Raw genomic sequence first — 19,519 nt, forward strand, 5'->3', positions numbered from 1 at the left:
GAGCAATCCCGTCTCCCTTATCGCTGCTGGCTTTGCGCTGCGCGCGGCCGGCGCCGGGAAGACGCGAGGAGACTGCGGCCGGCGGCATATATGTCGATGGCCAGAGAGACCATGGCGTCGGGCAAATGCAAGAGCGCCTGCAACATCTGGAAGCCGACCGCAATCCTGCCCATGGCGAGCCCCGCGACCGCTCGCGCCCTCGCGACGTCGCGCTCGAGCAGCGCGCCCTTCACAACGGCGAGAAGCCTGGAGTTCACATAGGTCTCGATGCTTTCCTTCCGGGCTTTGTAATCGCCCTCCTTCAGCGCGCGGATCAGCAGGCTGACCGAAGGGGAAATATGTTCGATCCCGACGGGTCGATCGGGCGGCTTCCGGGTCCGCTCCATCTGCTCCATGACGCCGCCGGTTCCCCGAAAGTAAATCGAGGTTATCCGGTCCGAAAGGGCCACCGGATAATCAAGCGCGAGTTTGGCCCAGAACTCCAGATCTTCGCCAGCCCGGAAGCGGCTGAAGCCCCCGCAGCGTCGCATCGCCGAGCGATTGACTGCGGCGCTGGAGGAATTGATGACGCCGACGCGGCGGCTCGCCTCGATAAAATAATCGCAGAGCCGAATGTTCGGGGCCCGCTGCGGAACGCAAATGCGGGTCGCGCCATGGGGAAGCTCCCAATTTCCGCTGGAGATCAGGCCGCATTCAGGATGACGCTTTATGATCTCGGCCAATTCGTCGAGGTGCCCCGAAAGCCACATGTCGTCGGCGTCGAGAAATGCGACCCATGCGGCTCTCGCTTCCTCCACACCGCGGTTGCGCGCAGCGCTCACGCCGGCGTTGGCCTGCCGGATCAGTCTCAGCCGCATATCGGCCATATCCGCCAGCTGCTCATGGCCGCCATCGGTCGAGCCGTCGTCCACCACGATCAATTCAATGTCGCGGAAGCACTGCGCCAGGACGCTGTCCACGGCGCGCCGGATGTAGGCCCGCTTGTTATAGAGCGGGATGACGACCGAGATTTCAGGCGCAGCTGCGGTCATCGGGCGCCGCTCCGGGATTTGAACGCTCCGGACATTCTATGGCGTCACGCAAATCGAGCAGCCTACCGCGCGCCCGATCGCCTCGGCCTCCTCCGCCTCCCGGGACGATTCGCCGTCTCTGAACACGAGCATCGTCTTGGTCGCCCGTTGCGGCGGAAGCGAAAACAGCACCGTGCTGGTCAAGCCGATGATCTCGGGCCGGGCGTCGCCGCAGCTCTGCAAAATCGCGTCCTCGGCGATGAGACCCTGCTTGTCGAATTCGCGGGCGCCTATGTCCAAAGACTGGCGCTCCCTGGGGTGCCGGACGTAAAAGTCTATCTGCCGTTTGCGCAGAAAGGCGCTCAGCCGCGCGATCCGTTCGGGCGTCAGAAACTCGTGAAACGGTTGACCGATAAAAAACACCGGCCCCTGAACCTGTGGAAGCGCTCCATCGGGCAGCGGGTCTATCGGCCGCAGCCTGTCGCGGGGGACGATGTTCTCAAAATTGGGGAAGATCGTGTAATGTCGCGCGATGCGGTTCCGGAGTTCGTCGAGCCTGGACGCGCCGAACAGCCGGCGATAGGCTTCTTCGCGTCCTTCGTATCCAGCGCGGCGATATGCGCCCGACGCGACGATATTGGCGAGGCCGTCGTCGAAAGTGACGAGTTGCGCGCCCGCCTGACGCTTTGCGATGGCGTTGAAGACATAGCAATCTATGCTGGCGAGAACGACGATGTCGCGACGCAGATCGCACATGAACGCCCCGGCATGGACGCGAAACCGGATGTGATTGAGGATATCCCGGCGCGACGGCGGCACATGGATGAATTTCGCCTGCCGGGCGCGCTGCGCGAGCAACGAGAAATAGCGCCTGTCCTCCGGCGAGGCCTGATGCGTAAAATAGAGCAGATCGAAGCTGTCGACACGCTCATGGCGGAGCACGCGATCGACGAGATTGGCCTGCGACGGCGTCCGACACAAAACAAGAGCCGAGGTCATCGCGTCCCCTCCCACCAACCAAACGATTTTGCCTGCAGCCTAAAGCATTTCCGGAAACAATCCGCCGAACTCTCTTCTTGCTTTCTCCATATCGTCCTTATTGCCGATATCGACCCAGCTTTCTCGGATCGGAAACACGCAAACCTTGCTTCCTTTCACGATCATGGCCTCGCAGACAGTCGGCATGTCGCAAGCCTCGCCTGCTTTGACATAGTCCAGCGCCTCCGGCGCCAGCACGTAGATCCCGGCGTTGATCATGTGGCTGTATTTCGGCTTCTCGTCTATTCCCACCAGCCTCACTCCCTCGAACCTGACGACTCCGAAAGGCGACTGCGTTACATGTTCGCGCACGCAAACGGTGGCGTCGGCGACATGATCCTCATGAAAGCGCAGGAGGCTTTGGAAATGCACCAATGTCATCAGGTCCGCGTTCATGACGATGAAGGGCTTCGTCGGCCTCGAAGGCAGTAGCGCCAGACTGCCCGCCGTGCCCAGCTTCTCGTTTTCCACGAGATATTGGATCTCGACGTCGAAATCCCGGCCGTCACGGAAATAGCTTTGGATGATCTCCCGCTTGTAGTTTACGGAGATATAGAATTTGCGGAAGCCCTGCGCCGAAAGGTTGCGGATTATCGATTCCAGCAAGGGCCGGCCCCCGATGGGCAGCATGGGCTTGGGAATCGAGTCGGTCAGCGGCCGCAGGCGGTCGCCGCGGCCGCCCGCCATCAGCACGACCCACCTTTCGTTGGAGGAAGGCTCGATCATCTCCCCGATCAATTCCAGACCGAGGACGCGGCCTTCGGCGTCGACCACCGGAACCTGGGAGATTTTGTGCTCGCGCATCAACCTCAGCGCCGCGGTTCTGCTGTCATTCTCCTCGACAGCCAGCGGATTCCGCCTCATGACCTCGCTCACAGGAGCGTCGAGACCGACGCCGCGCAAAATACCGCGGCGCGTGTCGCCGTCTGTCACGGTTGCAATAAGGCGGCGTTCCGGCCCCACGACCAGGGCGAGATTTACAGCGCCCCTGTCGATGGCCTGAATAGCGTCGAGAACAGTCGCCTGTTCGCCGATGACGATGTCGTCGAGGTCTGTCTTCATTGTTGGGAAACCATAGCGTCGCCGGCGGCTCCGAGCCGCCGCCGCATCAGGAAATCTGCAAACAGGAAGTCCAGTTGGGTGTCTATGTCGACAGACCGCTCCTCGGGCATGACGAGAAGCCGGGTCGTCGGATAGAAGACGGAGGGCTCATCGACCAGCGCGGCGCGCGTCCAGACGTAGATCGAGCCGTTCATGTCATAGCAGCGCGGCGCGTCCTGGCGCCGGACGATCGGGCGGTCGAGCGTTTTGGACAGACTCGCCACGCCGTCGGGAGCCTCCTCGACCAGGCTGAAATAAGGCGAACATTTCGCAACCTGCCCGGTGATGACGCTTTGTGCGCCAGTCTCGGCGCGCAATGCCACGGCGGCGGCGATATCCTCCGGCAGTCTAAGCGGGCTGGTCGGCTGCAAGTCGACCACGATGTCGGCCTCCCGTCCAAGAGCCGCTTCCGCCTCGAGCGCGCAGTGGCGGATCGCCGGCAGCTTCGAGGCGTCGTCCGTCGCCATTTCCGCCGGGCGCTTTACCAGAAGATCGGCGCCCGCCGCCTGCCCTGCGGCGAGGATATCGGCGTCGTCGCTGCTGACCGCGATCAGCGCAAAAAGACCGGTCGCTTTCGCTTGTTCGATCGACCACGCGATCAGCGGCTTGCCGGCCAGCGGGCGAATGTTCTTTCCGGGCACCCCTTTCGAGCCGCCCCGCGCGAGTATGGTGCAAATCAAGGTCATGGGTCGCCGCCTTCGAAGATCGATCCGTTGAGCATCCTGTTCTCGACCGGAATCGCCTCTGCGCGGTCGATAAACTTCTTCCTGATGAGTTCTCGCGACAAGGGCGCCGCTACTAGGATGTCGGCGATGCGGGCCGACGAAAGCCCGTCTCCATAGGGATTCTCCATTCCGTCCAGGGCGGCGCGGAATTGGCTCGACAACGCAGTCCCCCAGGCCTCGGCTATGGCGTCGCGCCGGGTCGGCGTCGTTACGACGTTGCGGGGCTCGATTCTGCCGGCCTGTCGCGTTCCGATATTGACGACGGGAAGGCGAAAGGTCGCCGCCTCGATGATCCCCGACGACGAATTGCCGACGAGGCAATCGCAATGTCCGAGAAACTGGAAATAGCGCCGCTTGCCGAGCGAGGGCACGACGAGACAGTCTCCGCGCTTCTTCACATAAGCGCGGATGGCTTCCAGAATGTGAAGCGATCCCGTGTCGGAGTTCGGATGGGTGAAGAGGATCTGCGTTTGGGACATGAGATCGGCGGCTGCGAGAATTTCCGCGATATTGGCGGCCGCATCTTCATAGCCGATGGTCTCGGGGTGATAGGTGAACAGGCTGAGAGGCCGTCCCGGATCGAGCCCCAATTCGCCATAGACCTCGTCCTTCGGCAGCAGCTCCATGGTTCGGAACAGATCGAGCCCCGGCTCGCCGACCACGTGAATTCGCCATTCTTCTTCTCCCAGTTGCATGATCCGCCGGCCATAGCTTTGCGCGGTCGGAAAATGCAGATGGGAGAGCTTGGTGACGGCGTGACGTATCGCGTCGTCTATGACGCCCTCGGTCACCTCCCCTCCGGAGAGATGCGCCACGGGGATATTGAACGGCAGCGCAGCGAGAACGACGGGAATCATGTCGTAGCGGTCGCCCAACACGACGAGAATATCCGGCCGATCGGCGCTGAAAGCCCGCCCATAGCCCGCCAGCACCTCGGCCATGGCCTCCGCGAGGTCGGCGGGACCGTCGCCCTTTATCTCGCAGGGCACGCGGATCGTGCATTCGCCGAATTCTTCTTCGACCTCGCCGATGGAAAAGCCGTTGATGGCGGAAAAATGGGTTCCTCCCGCGTAGATTTGCAGCCGCACGCCGGGATGCTCCCGCAAAACCCGCAGCAAAGGCAAAAGAACGCCGTAATCGGATCTGGCCGTCGTGGCGACGCCTATCGAGCGGGCCATTTCAACACCTCGCCGCGCTTGAAATCGGCCCAGGCCGCAACCCCGACGACAAGATCTACATCGCGCGCCGGTATGCCATCCTCGGGCCTCAGCGCCACGAGATCGTCTTCCCTTATTGTCTCGCCGGCCGAAATGTCCCGTGCGGCGACCAGGGACCGGCGCACGGCGCGGATCGTGTCGCGTTCGATGGCGCGAAGGCCTTTCTCGCCGCTGCCGAGCATGGCCTCCACCGAGCGAACCGCATCGATGAGCGTCTTCAACCCCGCCGGATCGACGGAAGCGCGATGATCGGGGCCGGGAAGGTCCCGATCCAAAGTGAAATGCTTCTCGATCATGACGGCGCCCATCGCTGCGGCGGCGGCGGCGGCAAGGAACCCTTCGCTGTGATCGGAGAGGCCGGTCGGCAGTCCAAAGCGGTCGCGGATCGTGGTCATCGAGCGCAGATGGATTTCATCGACCGGCGTGGGATAGGCCGTGGTGCAATGAAGCACGGTGAAGTCGACCTCTTCTTTGGGCCTCGCGGCGCGCAAAGTGTCGAGCGCGAAGCCGATCTCCTCCAGCGTGCACATGCCGGTCGACAATATGATCGGCAGCCCCTTCGCCCCGGCGCGGCGGAGAAGAGGAACGTTGACCGCCTCGCCGGAGGGTATCTTGATGCGACGCATGCCGAGTTCGCCGACGAGATAATCGAGACTGGGGAGGTCGAAAGCTGTCGAAAGAAACTCGATGCCGATCGTATCGCAATGCCGTTTGAGCGCAGCGAAATCCTCCTTGCCGAGCTCCAGCCCCTTCACGAGGTCGAACATGGTCTCGGCGCCCGTCTTGCGCTGATAAGCGACAAGCGGCGTATCGGAGCGCAACACCAGCTCGGTTGAAAAGGTTTGGAACTTGACCACGTCGGCGCCGCTTTCCTTGGCGACGTCGATGAGCCGATGCGCCATTTCGACCGAACCATTGTGATTGACGCCGGCCTCCGCGACCACGACCGTCCTTGTCATTCCGTGACCCCCGATGGACTTTGAGCTGAAGCGGGAGGCGCGGCAGGAAGCTCCTGCCCCGACCTCGAGACTTGTACGGCTTCGAAAACACGACGATCGTCGCTGTCGATGTTGGCCGGCCGGGCTTTGAGCGGGCGCGCCGGAACGCCGCCGACTTTCCGGCCTCGCGGAACATCCGCGGTCACGACCGCTCCCGCCGCGACAAGCGCGCCGTCTCCGATCCTCACGTTCTGAATGACGATCGCTCCTGTTCCGATGTGAACGCTGTGGCCTATCGTCACTCCGCCCGAAAGGCTAACCCCGGGCGCAATATGAACATGCTCGCCGATGAGGCAATCGTGATCGACGATCGCGCCCGTGTTGACGATGGAATTCGCCTCGATTCGCACGCCGGTCTGAATAATGGCGCCCGCCATTATCTGCACGCCCTCGCCCAGCACGACGTCCTCGTCGACAATCGCCGTGGGATGGACGAGAGAAAGAAAGGAGAAACCGCTGGCGGCGAAACGCTCGAAAATAATGCGTCGCAGCGTCAGATTGCCGACCGATCCGATCGCGTTGAGCAGGTAGAGCGCTTCCTTATCCACCTGCGATAAGATCTCGTCGTCCCCGAGCCAGGGGATCGAATCCGACAGGATGTAAGGCGAGATCGCACGACACACGCAGCCGCTGGGCGAAAGACCCAGAGCTTTCAAGGTGGCGATCAGTGACCGCGCATGGCCGCCGCCGCCGAGCATGAGAATCTCGCGGTCGAGCTTGCCGCCGGAAACGGAAACTTCTTTTCGCACTAAGGCGTCCTTGCGATCAGGCGACCTGTTCTCGGCGAACCGGGCTTTGAGATCCACGCTTCCCGTCCCCGTTGCGCCTTGCGAAACGGAACACAAGAAACGACTGCCACCGCCGCCCAATCGTTCATAGGCGTCGTGATCATGCACGATTCCCGCGACGTAATAGGGCGCACGCAGGGGCGAGAACTTCGATTTGAACGCCAAAAGCGCATCGTCGGCCGCGGTGGAGCGTCCGCCGCCCAGACACATCAATTTTGCTCCGAGCCCGGAAAAGTGCTCGAAAGCGGTCTCAAGTATGAGATAGGCCGCGTTCAGCCTCCGCGCCCTCTCCGCGCCGCCCGCCAGATGGTAATGGCAGATCTCGCCGCCGGAGTGGAGAAAACACCCGACCGCCAGCGGCCCCTCGTCGTCGTAGGCCAGCCAGGCTTTCGCCCAGGGCCTCGCGAGCAAGGCGTCGAAAAAGCCGTCGTCGAAATAATAGCTCTTCTCTGCGAGATTGCGGCCGAGACCCGCCTCGTAAAGCTCCCGGAACAAGGGCGCTTCTTCGGCGCCGATACGGCGGATGCCCAGAAGGCGCGAGGCCTTGCGCACGCAATTGCGCGTGCTGTCCGAGTAATATTTCCACCGCGCCCCCCGCCCCTCCTCCAGATCGACCATGACGGTCCATCGGTTGAAATGGAGCATATCGACATGATCTGCGAGCGACGCCGGATTGAGCAGCGGGTGCAGGCGCAGGAACTCCGCAACTGCGCCTGCTTCGCGCTGGCGCTCCTTCCAGAGAGCCAGGCCGGTCTGCAAGGCCGACGGGGCGAGCGCCAGCGGCCCGCCAAACCCCCAGGAGGTCTGCAAGTCGAAATGGGCGGAGCCGGGAATCGGCACGACGGCGGCCCCATGGGCGAAAGCCTCCTCGATCGCGCAATCAAAACCGTGTCTGGCGTGTATCGCGATGAAATCCTCGAGGAAATAGACGTCCCCGAGAAGTTCGCGAGCGTCGAACCGCCCATGGGTCATCGGCGCATGCATCGCCTCACCCTTTTCGCCAGTTCGAGCATATCCGCCTCGGTATAGCGCTGATCAATAGGCAGGCCGACGAGGCGACGCGCGAGATCTTCCGCACGAGGATGAAGGTCATGCCGGCGCCGCGCGTTGGGCCAAAGCGCCGTGGCGAACACGCGCGCTGCGTGCAGACGGGCCAAAACAGCGGCGCGGTCTTCTACGAGGATCGACAGATTGAAGGGCGTCCCACCTGGGAGGCGCAAGATCTCGACGTGGTCTCCGAGCGCTTGTTCGAGGGCTTTCCAATTTCGCCAACGGGCGTCGGCATGCGCTTTGGGATCGAGCCACGATAGCCGCCAGAGCCCGGAGTCGCTCACCCGGTGCGGCGCATCGGGCCACGCCGCTTCGGCTCGCGCCGTAAAGGCCAGCGCGTCAGGCTCGTTCTCGGGAGAACGACAGGCCATCAGCGAACGCGCGGCGAGCTTCGCTGCGACCGCTTCGATCGCCCAGGGCAGGCGTTTGACGCGAGCGCGTTCTTCCTCGGATACTCTGTGCATCCGAAGTATCGCCCCGTCCCCGAGACTCGCGCATTTACGAGGGCCGGAAATGACGGCCGTATTTTCAGCGGTCTCGAATGACAGATGACCAAAGGCCGTCTGCGCGGCGTCGATCACGACAAGCCCGCTCTCGCCGACCGCCGCAGCGAGACGGGAAACATCTACAGCCGGTTCATGACCGAGAAAGGCCGGCGCGACGACGAGCAGCCGCCCTTTTTCCGAACCCACCGCCTGCTCCCAATCAGCCGAGAAGACATCGACGAGCCGCAGCCGCAGGCCGATTTTCTCCAGCAATGCCGGGACCGTTGGGCAGGTGTAGGCCGAGATCACGGCGCAGTCGAACCGGCCGCTGCGCTCGCAAAGCCAGCGCAGCGCCGCGCGGCCGTGAGAAAAGGCGAGACAGGACTCCGGCAGCGGACTCGGCTCGGCGAGAAGCGGATCGCAGCCGAGCGGCAGCTCGCCGCCAAAGGCCGGCGCCGTCGTCGCAGATCCAAAACGCGCTAGCGGATTCACCCTCGCAACTCCTTCACGACGCCAGCTTCGCGCTCGAGGGAATGTTGATGAGGCGCGCCTCGATCGCCTCGGCGACAGGAAGAGCCGCCCTCGGGCAGCTCCGATACATCGGCAGACGATGCAGCAGCGTCCAGGCCGGACGACACATCAGTCCGGCGTCATTGGCCGCCGCCAGAAGCGTGTCGCGTTCGGATACGCGGTCTTCATCCAGCATCACCGCGTTCAGCCAATAATTGCTGGTGGCGAAAGCCGGCTCCCGGAACACGGCGAGCCCCTCGCAATCCGCAAAACCGACGAAATAGCGCTCGGCGAGACGTCGCTTTCGCGCAACCAGATCTTCGAGCCGCGCAAGCTGCGCGCAGCCGAGCGCCGCGTTGATGTTGGGGAGACGATAGTTATAACCGACCTGGTCGTGATTGAACGCCCATCTGTGCGGCGTCTTGGCCGTCGTCGTCAGATGTTTGACCTGCCGCGCGAGATCTGGATCATTGGTGACGATAGCGCCGCCCCCGCCCGTGGTGATTATTTTATTGCCGTTGAAGGAAAGCGCCCCGATTCGCCCGAGCGCGCCGCAAGGCCCGCCTTTGTACAGACTCCCGAGCGACTCCGCCGCGTCCTCGATCACCGGAAGGTCGAAGTCCGCGCCAAGAGCCAGTAGTCCGTCCATGTCCACGGGATGGCCGAACGCATGCATCGGAACGATCGCCGCGATGCGCCGGCCGGTTTCGGCATTGATGCAAGAGCCGCAACGGCGGTCCGCGATTTTTGTGAGGTAGTCGCGCAGCGCCGCCGGATCGAGACCCAGCGTGTCCGCGGCGCTGTCGGCGAAATGCGGAACGGCGCCCGCATGAACCGCTGCATTGGCGGTCGCCACAAAAGTGAGCGCCGGAACGATCACCTCGTCGCCCGGTCGAACGCCGGATACGATCAGAGCCACATGCAGAGCGGCCGTGCCGTTGACGACGGCTATCCCATGCCGGGCTCCGCAGCGCTGCGCGATTTCGCTTTCGAAGCGATCGACATATTTGCCGACGGATGACACCCACCCGCTGTCGAGACAGTCCTTCACCAGCTCCCACTCGGCGCCGGAGAACTCGGGCTCATGCAGGGCGACCGCCGCGTTCCCTCCGCCCGCAATGTCGAGCAGCCGGGCGACGAAGGTCCGCGCCAGATCGCGTATCTCGGTTTTTTTGCCGGCGTTCACGATAGTTCCGAGCCTCGGTTCAGGCCGTTCAGATGTTGTAACGGGCAGTTTTATAGGCGGCGAGGTTTTGAGGATCGCGGAACCACTCGGCGGTTTTCCTCAATCCATCGACGAAGCCCTGGCGCCCGGAGTGCTCCGGGCTCCAGCCGAACAGGCTCCTGGCGAGGTCGACGCCGGCGAAAAGACGTTCGACCTCGCTCCCCGAGGGCCGCAGACGCTCATCGTCGCAAACGATCTCGATCTCAGCGCCCATCACCTTTGCGATGAGCGCGGCCGTTTCGCCGACCGAAATTTCGAACCCGCTGCCGATATTCGTCACGCGGCCGACTGTCTCGGCGCAACGCGCCGCCGCGATGAAGCCGCGGGCGGTGTCGGTCACAAAGGTGAAATCGCGGGTCGGCGTGAGCGCGCCGAGCTTGATTCTGCGCTGACCCGAGGCGATCTGGCCGATGATGGTCGGAATGACCGCGCGCGCCGATTGGCGAGGTCCATAGGTATTGAACGGCCGCAGCACTGCGACGGGCAGACCGAATGACTGGTGAAAAGAAAGTGCGAGCTGGTCTGCCGCGGTCTTGGTGGCCGCATAGGGCGACTGCGCGTTCAGCGGATGATCTTCGGTGATCGGAACCTGACGCGCAGTGCCGTAAACTTCGGACGTCGACGTGCACACGATCTTGTCGACGCCGAGATCGCGGGCGGCCTGAAGTATGTTGAGCGTTCCCCTGACGTTCGTTTCCACATAGGCGTCGGGCGAATGATAGCTGAACGGTATGGCTATCAATGCGGCGAGATGCATGACGACCTGGCGTCCTCGCATAGCGTTTCGCACGCCATAGGGATCGCGAATATCCCCAGCGACCACCTCGAATTGTCCTGCGACGTCCGACGCGCATCGATCGAGCCAACCCCAGGAATTAAAGGAATTGTAAAAGACAAAGGCTTTGACGTCCCAGCCCTCGCGAACCAGCGCCTCGACGAGATGTGATCCGATGAAGCCGTCCGCGCCGGTGACGAGAACGCTCCGTTTAACCGAGCTCATTTCCGCTCCTGAGTTCTGCCCCAAACCGCATTTCGGCGCCCCTGTTAAACCAGCGTCTCCTCGAAACTTTGCGTGCTCGGATCGTCGCCGATGCTTTATCCGATCACTCCGAGCGCGAACGCCAAATCTTTCGCGAAAGACTTAAGACCCAGGGAACAATATTTCGGGCCGGAATATGCATTCGATGCCAATAATCTCATTAAGGCCCTCAACCTTTGGATCGGGGTGGCGCAGTCGTACATCTCGGCTCTTCGAAGGAGTTTTTGTGCTAGAGCGGCGTTGCCCGACGCCGCCGACGCCAGGCGCGCCTTCAGTTTTTCCCTTTTCACCGTTTCCGAAAGCTTCGCGAAGGCCCCGGCGTTGGCCGAGAGGACTTTTCCGAGCAAGCGGTAGGGTTCGGATTTAACGGACGCGAGCGACGCCCTCACCTTTCCCTTGAGGTTTTCTTCCGCCCACACCGTTCTGGAAATAAAGTCCAGCGACGTCATGGACTGGCGGTGACGGCGCCATATAGCGAGAGGTTCGCTGATATAAATCGAATCTCCGAGCGCATTGGCCAATACGCTGATCCAATCATCGTGCCCGGTAGGCCTCCGCCCCTCTCCCCAATAGCTGACCGGCCTCGAAGCCGGGTCGATCTCCCTCACCAGGGTCGCTCTGCAGACGAGCGAAAAACCGACAATGCAGAAGGCGGCAAATCTTCCCGCGCGCGGCATACGGACGTCGCGCCGGAAATTCGGGGCCCGCTGCCCGGTCGGCTCCAGATTTTCATCGGCGATAAGGGACGTATGCGCCACCAGCATCAATTCGTCGCCAGGAACCCCGGAAATGGCCTGGCTCACACGGGCCAGCTTGTTGGGAAGCCAGACATCGTCCTGGTCGCAAAAGGCGATCCACTCGCCGCGACAGAGCCCGGCCGCCTTAAAAAAATTATCGGAATAACCGAGGTTGGCCTCGTTGCGATGCAATCGAACCGGAAAAGGCGCGGAAGCCGCAAATTCGCGTAAAATCTCCACCGTCTTGTCGCTGGAGCAATCGTCGCAGACGACCAGCTCCAGAGGAAGGCGCGTTTGGTGCGCGAGACTTTCCAATTGCTCCCGGAGGAATTTCTCGCCGTTGTAGGTCGCCATGGCGATCGAAATCGAAGTTCTCATGTCGCCTGTGCGCAGCTCCTCGTCGCCACGACGACCGGGAACCGTGTCGGCGGCGGCGAAGGGTCGACCTCGCTTGTCGGCCTCGCTGGCCCAGCGCGACGCATTGGTCTCAGCTTGTGTTTCTATGCGCATAAATCCTGCACCGGCGAGCGCGGGCCGGCCCCGATGGCGGACAAATCGATCATTTCGACTGCGCCCATCGCTCGGCCCACCGAAGGTCGATAAACAGTCTCTTGGCCGCGCCGGCGGCCAGGTCGTGGATCTGAGCCGGGGCGCTGCGCCACGCCCAGGCCAGCGACGCCGTCAGCAAGGTTACGGAAGCGGCCCACCAGCTCGCGGAGCCGACAGTCAGGCCAACCGCGATGGACAATGCGCCGAGAAGCAGCGCCGCGGGAATCCTGAGCATGGCGGCCCCGCTCGGCAAAGCTCCCGCGAACCACATCAGCAACGCCCAATCTCCGAAGGTGCGCAGGGCGAAGGCCACTGCCGCTCCCGGAATGCCCCATAGGCGCAACCCGAGAAACAGCACGGCCAAATATGGAAGGAGTTCGACCAGGTGGCATTTCGCAGTCAGGTCCGGGCGACCCGCGGCCTGAAGCTGCGTATAAGGCACATAGGCCAATCCGTTTATCCAATATGCGAGCAGCAGGATGAGAGCCGTCACATAGGCGTTCGAAGCGAATTCGGGGCCGATCCACAGCCTGAAAAACGGTTCGACCACGAGAAGGGCGAAAATCATCGCGGGCGTTGTGACCGCCGCCAGCGCGCGAGTGGACAACGTCGCCAGTTGCCGGCTTTCGACAATGCTGTCGGCGGCGAAGCGCGGGAACAGAGCCTGCGTCAAGGCTGACGGCAGGAGAGTCGCTCGCTCCGCGAGCTGGAACGGCACTACATAGTAAGTGACGGCGCTCGCGCTCATCATGGAGCCGATGACGAAGCGGTCGAGAACCACCAGCAACGGGGAGACGAGCGACGTAACCGTCACCCAGCCGCCGAACACGAACAGACTTTTTGCGTCGTCGCGCGAAAACGCCGCCGCACTATCGCCGAGCACGTGAATTCTGCACCGCCAGAAGAGGAGGATGCATAAAAACAGCCTTGTGAGGATGACCGACGCCAGCAGCCAGGTCAGATCCGGGCCGTGCTTCCATGCGACGAGCAGCGGCAAGAGCTGCGCCAGCACGGCGGTTGCAACCGCAATTATGTTCAATTCCAGAAATTTTTCATACCCCTGAAGCGCGCCCCCGAAAACGACCGAAAGCGTCATAAGGGGAACCGACAACATCAGCCAGGGAAGAGCTGGCCCGAGCTCCGCCTTGAGGCCGGCGTCCATGCTGATCCCCTGGCCCAAAAAATAGTTCGAAACCGGCCAGAGCAGAAGGCCGCCCATGGCGCCCAGCGCGCCATTCATCGCAACTGCGGTCCAGAAGACCGACGCTGCGCGCTCCGGCGAAGAACCGCCGATCGCGGCGAGCCGCTGCGCGGTCGCGCGGCCGAGTCCGAAGTTGAACACGCTGAAGTAGCCGAGGAGCGACCAGACGAGCGCCAAAACTCCGTATCGGGCGTCGCCGACAAGGCGAATATAGACGGGGACCGTCAGAAGCGACACGCCTATCGGCAGCAGGGATCCCAGCAGGTTGTAGCCGGTGTGTTTGCGGATGCTCACAGGTCTGCCGATCTCCTCCTGATCCCGCCTAGTCAAAGACGAAGACCCGCCTCTTCGGGACGGAGCATATATTTCACATCGTAAAGGATATGCGCATCCTTTCCCAGAGCCGGGAATTCCGGCGCGCCCAAGGATCGAAAGCACGACCTCTCGACCATCCGCCTAACATTTCTCTCCTACCGCGCACCAGAATGGTTCGCTGTCGGAGAAGATGATGTTCTTCAATCCCGCCGCCCGCATCATGCCGCCGATCTCCTCGCGGGTGAACCGTTGTTCGAGCGGCGTGCCGAACCGGTCCCGGGCGTCGGTGCGCATGGTGTAGAAACTGAGCCCCCGATAGCCGTAAAGCGGCCAGTGCCGCATATCCCAACCGAGCAGTTCTCCAAGCCGCGCCATTCGCGCAAGCGGCCAGTAGAGCGCAAAAGCGATGAGATCGGTGACGAGATGCTTGAGCCGAGGCGGCAGCGCGCTGATGCAGCCCCTCAGTATTTCGCTGAGGCGCCATAGCGCTCTGAACCAGGCGGGCCGATTGTCGAACCGGTAGTAGAGATAGACGAGAAAGGGCGCGCCCGGCTTCAGCAGCCTGACGCAGGCGCCCATAGCGGCCTGCGTATCAGGGATGTGATGCAGAACTCCAAGCGAATAGCCGAAATCCTGACTGCTTTCCTCGATCGGAACAGCGTCTGCACTCGCCTGCGTGAATCTGACATTCTCACTTCCCGCGAGATTGCGTCTCGCTACCGCCAGGGCTTCGCTGCTGGGGTCGATGCAGTTGAGCAGCCCGACGCGCGGCGAAACCAGTTCGGCCCAGCGGCCGGACCCACAGCCCATATCGAAGCCCTCCGCCATCGGCGGCAGGCTATTCCACGGAAAAATACGAAAATAACGCTCGAACAGCAGCGCGCGCTCTGCGTCGCCCAAATCAGACTGGTCGTAGCGGGACCATTCGTCGCCGAAGCTGGCGACGGTCGCAGCATCCAGATTTGAATTGGACCCGGGGCTCTGCATCGGCCGGCCTTTCTCGATTATGCGCTTTAATTCGAACCTGAGGCATCGAGGTCGAGAGCCCTGACGATCGCCGCTCCCGGCTCGCCGGCCCTCGACAGCGCCGCCCGCAGTTCGGCCCGCGATTCTTCACGCGACAGCCGCAACACCGCCGGCAAGGCCGTCTGGCCGGGTTGATCCAGGTAACCCCAGCCGCCGCCGATGAGATCGCTTATCAGCATACGTCGTATATCGGGAGGCAGGGCCGACCACAGCGGCAGCGCGAGACCGACCCTGCGGCCCATCAGCGGTCCCTCGTTGGGGCCGGTGAGATGCGACATCGCCAGCGCGCCGATAGTTTCCGACAACGGAGCCCCCTGGGCCCGACGCAACCGGGCGAGTTCGAGCCAGGCTTCGCTGGATAGCGGCGCGCCGCTCAAAAGACCGGAGATGTCCGCGAGCCGCTCGGAGGCGTCCTCGCCCACCGAGTCGGCGAGCAGATCGCGACGGGCGAGATAACCAACCCAAGCGCTGCCCGTGAAGGGACGCAAGCGCGCCTCGGCGTTTTCTCCATCGACGATGAGCTCCTCGACGCCAAACCGCAAAAGGGTCGCAGCGCCCGAAATCGTACAGGCGCAAAGCGCGATCACGAGCAGGCTCGTAAGAAAAGCCGATCCGCGTAGACGCGTCATTCCGTATAGTAGTCCTTGTAGTAGCGTCCCTGATAATAGTAGCTGTAGTGGTATTTGCCGTATTTTCGCGCCTGCTTGTCGATCACATGATTATAAACGACGCCCGCGATTTTCTTGCGGTTGGACAGACGCCCGATCGAGTGGCTCACCATTTCGCGGGGGGTCGCGCCCCAGCGGACCACGAAGATGATTTTTTCGACCAGATTGGAAATGATTTGAGGATCTATCACCAGCCCCGCCGGCGGCGAGTCGATAATGACGAGATCGTAATCGCGTCGAAGCGTGGCGACGAGCGCCCTCATGCGCTCCGAGGCGAGCAGATCATGCGGGTTCTGCGTCTTGGCGCCCGCGGGCATGAACCATAAGCGCAGCTTTTCGTCATAGTGGACCGCCGCCGCCAGTTCGGCCTCCCCCGCCAGATAATCGACGAGGCCCGCGGCTTGATCGAGACCGAAGAACTTGGCGATCGAGGGGTGGCGCAGGTCGCAGTCGACGATGACCACTTTCTGACCCGAGTGCGCGGCCGAAGCGCCGGTCGCCAGCGAAATCGTGGTTTTGCCCTCTCCTGGCGTGGTGGAAGTCGCCTGCAGGACTTTCGGGGGGTTGTCGACGTCGCTCATTTGAATGGCGCTGCGCAGAGAGTGTATCGCTTCGCTGAAACGCGACAGCGGCTTGATCTGCAGGTATCGCGGGATCGAGACTTTCTCGCCCTCGACTGCGAGTTCGCTTTCCTCCATCTTGCTGATCGACGCGAGCAGCGGAAGTTCGAGCATCTCTTCGATCTGACGCGGCGTGGTGAAGCCGGCGTTCAGCATCTCGACCAGAAAAGCCGCGGCCGCGCCGCCGACGAGCCCTATCCCCAGCGCGGTAGCGAAAACGATCATTGTCTTCGGCGAAGAAGGCGCCGTCGGAGGGAGCGCCGCGGTAATGACGCGCGCATCCCGCACCTCGAAAGTCGACTGCTCCTGAGCGATGTGCGCCCGCTGCAAAAAGTCTTCGAAAAGACTCTTGTTGACGGCGGCGTCCCGTTCGAGCTCCCTCAGGGTGATCGCCTTTTCATTATCGAGATCCGCCTGCCCGGTCACTTCTCGAAGGGTTTTTTCGGCCGCCGCCTGACGCGCCGTGGCGAGTTCGTACTCGTTTCTGATCGCCGAGGTGAGGCGTTTGAGTTCTGCGGCGCTGGCGCGGCGGATGTCCGAAATCTGCGCCCGCAAATTCACCACCGCCGGATGAACGGGACTGTAGCGGGCGAGAAGATCGGCCTCCTGGCGAGACAGATCGTTCTCCTGCCTGCGCAAATCCGCGATGACTCCGGAGTTCATGGCGTCTGGAAGCGCGCTGACGTTGCCGCCATTGGCTTCGACCTTCTGCAGGAGATCGAGCCGCGCTCTTTTCTCGGCGGTTTCGGCCCGCACCGCAACGAGGCGGCCATTCAATTGGGCGAGTTGCTCCTGGGTCAGCGTCATGCCGGGCGCGACGTTCGGCAGATTGTTTTCCGCACGAAAACGCGCAACAGCCCCCTCCGCGTCGCGAACGTTCTTGCGCAGCTCGACCAGGCGATCGTTGAGCCATGTGGTCGCCCGTTTCGCGGCCTCGAAACGCGCGTCCAGCTTGTCGACGACATAGGCGTCGGCCACGGCGTTGGCGAGGCGCGCGGCCTTGGCCGGGTCGACGGAGACGAAGGAGATATTCAGCACCGCCCCCTGGCCAGGAAGCCGGCTCACTGCGAGGCGGCTCTTGATGTTCTCCGTGGTCGCGAGCGTTTCTTTGGACGCCCCCTCGATCGTCGTCGAGATCCGACCCTCGGCCACTTTCTTCTTTGGAGGAGGCTCCCGCGTCGTCGAGCGTGAGAACAGGCTCCGAGTTGCGGCGAGCAGGGTCGAACCGCCTGCGCCGGCGGGAGCGACTCCGAACTCCGGGTCGCTGACGAGATTTTCATTTGCGACGACTCGACGCAGCAGCGCGCTGGAATTGATGAGCGTTATCGCATTTTCGAGCATGGAACCTTCCGGCGCATCGTCCGGCAAAATCGCGCTCTTGCCGAAGGGCCGCTCCCTGTTGGGCTCGATCAACAAAACGGCGGTGGCGGTATAGAGCGGCGTCGCCCGAGCCAGATTGAAGGCGGCGACGAGCAGCGCCAGCGCCGTGCCCGCGGCGATCAAACGCCAGCGCCGCCAAAGAAAGCCGATGACGGAATGAAGATCGATCCCGCCGGCGGTCGGGCTCGTCCCGGGGTATTTCTCGGCTGTATCGAGCCGATCAAGCATCGTTGAGCTTTCCTGATGAGGAGCTGCGGAACATGTGTTCAATCAGCGCTGTCGTGAAGAGAACTTTCCGACTGCGCCACTCCTGCGGCGAGAAGCGCCGTATAGGTCAGAGCCACGGCCTCGATCTGCAGGCTGAAATCCACTGCAGCATGGAAGCCGACCAGCAGAGAGGCTGCAGCCGCGACAATGGCCGCCGTTGCGTCACGCCGGCGCGTCACGGCGCCGGCAAAGCATTTTGCGACCAGCGCCCCGACGACGCCCAACAGCGCCAAGCCGAAAACAAAACCAAGCCCTTGAAACATTTCAAGATAGCTGTTGTGCGCCTTGTCCCACAGCTCCAGGGCGCTGATCGAGCGATCGCGATACATCGGGAAGACGTCCGCGAAAGTGCCGTAGCCGAAACCCAGCAGAGGCGCGTCGAAAATCGAGTTCAGGGTGATCCGGAACACTGCGAGCCTGCCGGAATCTGCGACGCCCGCATAAGCCATACGGCCAAAGAAAAGATCGCCGTAGAAAGCGAAGCCGGCGCCGAGGGCGATGGTTACGAAAGCGACCGCCTCGATCCCTATGCCGCCGCCGCGGCCGCCGCGTGAGAGCGACAGGCTGTAGACGCCGAGAAGCCCGAGCATGGCTGCACATATGCCGCCACGCGACACGCTGCCGAGCAACGCCACCAGGATCAGCAGGCAGCAACAAAGCGGAAACCAGCCGCGCCGGCCGGTCGTCTCGATGAACGCCGCCAGGCGATGGGAGAAGGAATCCGCTTCCGCATGAACTTCATGGCGGTAGAGACGAAGGATGAGCGCAACCGATACTAGCAGGCCCAGCCCCGCATAGGTGGCGAAGTTGTTCGTATTGACGAAGGTCGAGCGGACGAGGCCGTTGTTCGCGGGCGCCTCGAAGAGAGGTATGGCGCCGGAACAACAGGCGGCGAGAGCGAGCCCGGCAGCCGAATAGACGGCGACGATAAGGCTGATCGCCTGCAATAGCAGGTTGGCTCTCGGCGCGCTTCGGCAGAGCTGCAGGACGAGCCAAAAAAGGCTGGCCAAAGTAAGAAGACGCAGGAGCGCGATGGCGGTAGCCCCCCGATTGACCGAAATGCTCGCTGCGACCGGCATCCGGAGAGTTTCCGCCGCCATGCCCCAAATCGGATGCGTCAGCGATGGAAACAGACCCGCCGCCTCGGTCGACATCTGCACGCAGATCCAGGCCAGCACGAGAAGGAACACAGCCGCCGGCGCGCCGATCCGCTTCAGCGCGAAGGGGTGGCGACGCCCACGCACAAGCAGGGAGACTTCGTAAACGAGCGTCAACAAGGGGAAGAGGACTCCGTTGACGCCCCAGGGCAGGACTCGGTTTGAACCAAGCCAGAAAGGCGCCCAGGCGAGCCCTCCGACGAGGATGCAGAATAGAATAAATTCGATCGAATCGTCGCCTGAATTTGCGCCCGAGAGCGCCGCCCGAGAGAGCGTCGCGATGTTCAATCGGGCCGGCTTTTCCGACAAGTCGTCAGCCTCAACATGACGTGATGAAAATTCCGGAATGCTACCGCAGTCGGGGTGAAACAAGGTTTCGCCCAGAATCGATAGACGCAGGACCGCTCTTAGGC

General features: G+C 62.5%; 16 protein-coding genes. All 16 read right to left on the reverse strand.

Going from position 1 to position 19,519, the window contains the following annotated elements; genetic code table 11:
* Positions 1-17: 17 nt before the first annotated feature.
* A complete protein-coding gene (locus H2LOC_RS05760; RefSeq protein WP_136495520.1) occupies positions 18-1,031 on the reverse strand; it encodes a glycosyltransferase family 2 protein in 1,014 nt (337 codons plus the stop codon).
* 36 nt (positions 1,032-1,067) lie between these two features.
* Positions 1,068-2,009, reverse strand: coding sequence for a glycosyltransferase family 52 (locus tag H2LOC_RS05765; protein ID WP_136495521.1), 942 nt, complete (start codon positions 2,007-2,009; stop codon positions 1,068-1,070).
* A gap of 39 nt (positions 2,010-2,048) precedes the next feature.
* Positions 2,049-3,110: a nucleotidyltransferase family protein gene (locus H2LOC_RS05770; RefSeq protein ID WP_136495522.1), complete on the reverse strand. Its 1,062-nt coding sequence runs from the start codon at positions 3,108-3,110 to the stop codon at positions 2,049-2,051.
* Positions 3,107-3,835, reverse strand: a complete 729-nt coding sequence (locus tag H2LOC_RS05775; protein WP_136495523.1) for an acylneuraminate cytidylyltransferase family protein — start codon at positions 3,833-3,835, stop codon at positions 3,107-3,109. Before H2LOC_RS05775 ends, H2LOC_RS05770 begins: the two co-directional genes overlap by 4 nt.
* Positions 3,832-5,052, reverse strand: a complete 1,221-nt coding sequence (gene neuC, locus H2LOC_RS05780) for a UDP-N-acetylglucosamine 2-epimerase (protein WP_136495524.1) — start codon at positions 5,050-5,052, stop codon at positions 3,832-3,834. The genes H2LOC_RS05775 and neuC overlap by 4 nt, the downstream gene beginning before the upstream one ends.
* Positions 5,037-6,050, reverse strand: coding sequence for an N-acetylneuraminate synthase family protein (locus tag H2LOC_RS05785; protein ID WP_136495525.1), 1,014 nt, complete (start codon positions 6,048-6,050; stop codon positions 5,037-5,039). Before H2LOC_RS05785 ends, neuC begins: the two co-directional genes overlap by 16 nt.
* Complete coding sequence (locus H2LOC_RS05790; RefSeq protein WP_136495526.1) at positions 6,047-7,861, reverse strand: NeuD/PglB/VioB family sugar acetyltransferase; 1,815 nt, start codon at positions 7,859-7,861, stop codon at positions 6,047-6,049. Before H2LOC_RS05790 ends, H2LOC_RS05785 begins: the two co-directional genes overlap by 4 nt.
* Entirely contained in the window at positions 7,846-8,904 is a 1,059-nt protein-coding gene (locus H2LOC_RS05795) for an aspartate aminotransferase family protein (protein ID WP_136495527.1), read from the reverse strand. Before H2LOC_RS05795 ends, H2LOC_RS05790 begins: the two co-directional genes overlap by 16 nt.
* Before the next feature lie 13 nt (positions 8,905-8,917).
* A complete protein-coding gene (locus H2LOC_RS05800; RefSeq protein WP_246207011.1) occupies positions 8,918-10,108 on the reverse strand; it encodes a LegC family aminotransferase in 1,191 nt (396 codons plus the stop codon).
* Between the two features lie 28 nt (positions 10,109-10,136).
* On the reverse strand, positions 10,137-11,147 hold the full coding sequence (locus tag H2LOC_RS05805; protein WP_136495528.1) for an NAD-dependent 4,6-dehydratase LegB: 1,011 nt from the start codon (positions 11,145-11,147) through the stop codon (positions 10,137-10,139).
* Positions 11,148-11,242: 95 nt separating this feature from the next.
* Positions 11,243-12,433, reverse strand: a complete 1,191-nt coding sequence (locus H2LOC_RS05810; RefSeq protein WP_136495529.1) for a glycosyltransferase family 2 protein — start codon at positions 12,431-12,433, stop codon at positions 11,243-11,245.
* 49 nt (positions 12,434-12,482) lie between these two features.
* On the reverse strand, positions 12,483-13,967 hold the full coding sequence (locus H2LOC_RS05815) for a flippase (RefSeq protein ID WP_162009702.1): 1,485 nt from the start codon (positions 13,965-13,967) through the stop codon (positions 12,483-12,485).
* Positions 13,968-14,129: 162 nt separating this feature from the next.
* Positions 14,130-14,975 carry a class I SAM-dependent methyltransferase gene (locus tag H2LOC_RS05820; protein ID WP_136495531.1) on the reverse strand — a complete coding sequence of 282 codons (846 nt, stop codon included), beginning with the start codon at positions 14,973-14,975 and terminating at the stop codon, positions 14,130-14,132.
* A 26-nt stretch (positions 14,976-15,001) separates the two neighbouring features.
* Complete coding sequence (locus H2LOC_RS05825; RefSeq protein WP_136495532.1) at positions 15,002-15,643, reverse strand: hypothetical protein; 642 nt, start codon at positions 15,641-15,643, stop codon at positions 15,002-15,004.
* Positions 15,640-17,910 (reverse strand): GumC family protein, encoded by a 2,271-nt coding sequence (locus H2LOC_RS05830; protein ID WP_136495533.1) that lies wholly within the window; start codon positions 17,908-17,910, stop codon positions 15,640-15,642. The genes H2LOC_RS05825 and H2LOC_RS05830 overlap by 4 nt, the downstream gene beginning before the upstream one ends.
* A gap of 38 nt (positions 17,911-17,948) precedes the next feature.
* Positions 17,949-19,415: an O-antigen ligase family protein gene (locus H2LOC_RS05835; protein ID WP_136495534.1), complete on the reverse strand. Its 1,467-nt coding sequence runs from the start codon at positions 19,413-19,415 to the stop codon at positions 17,949-17,951.
* Positions 19,416-19,519 lie beyond the last annotated feature (104 nt).

This window comes from Methylocystis heyeri, assembly GCF_004802635.2.
GTDB classification, from domain to species: Bacteria; Pseudomonadota; Alphaproteobacteria; order Rhizobiales; family Beijerinckiaceae; genus Methylocystis; species Methylocystis heyeri.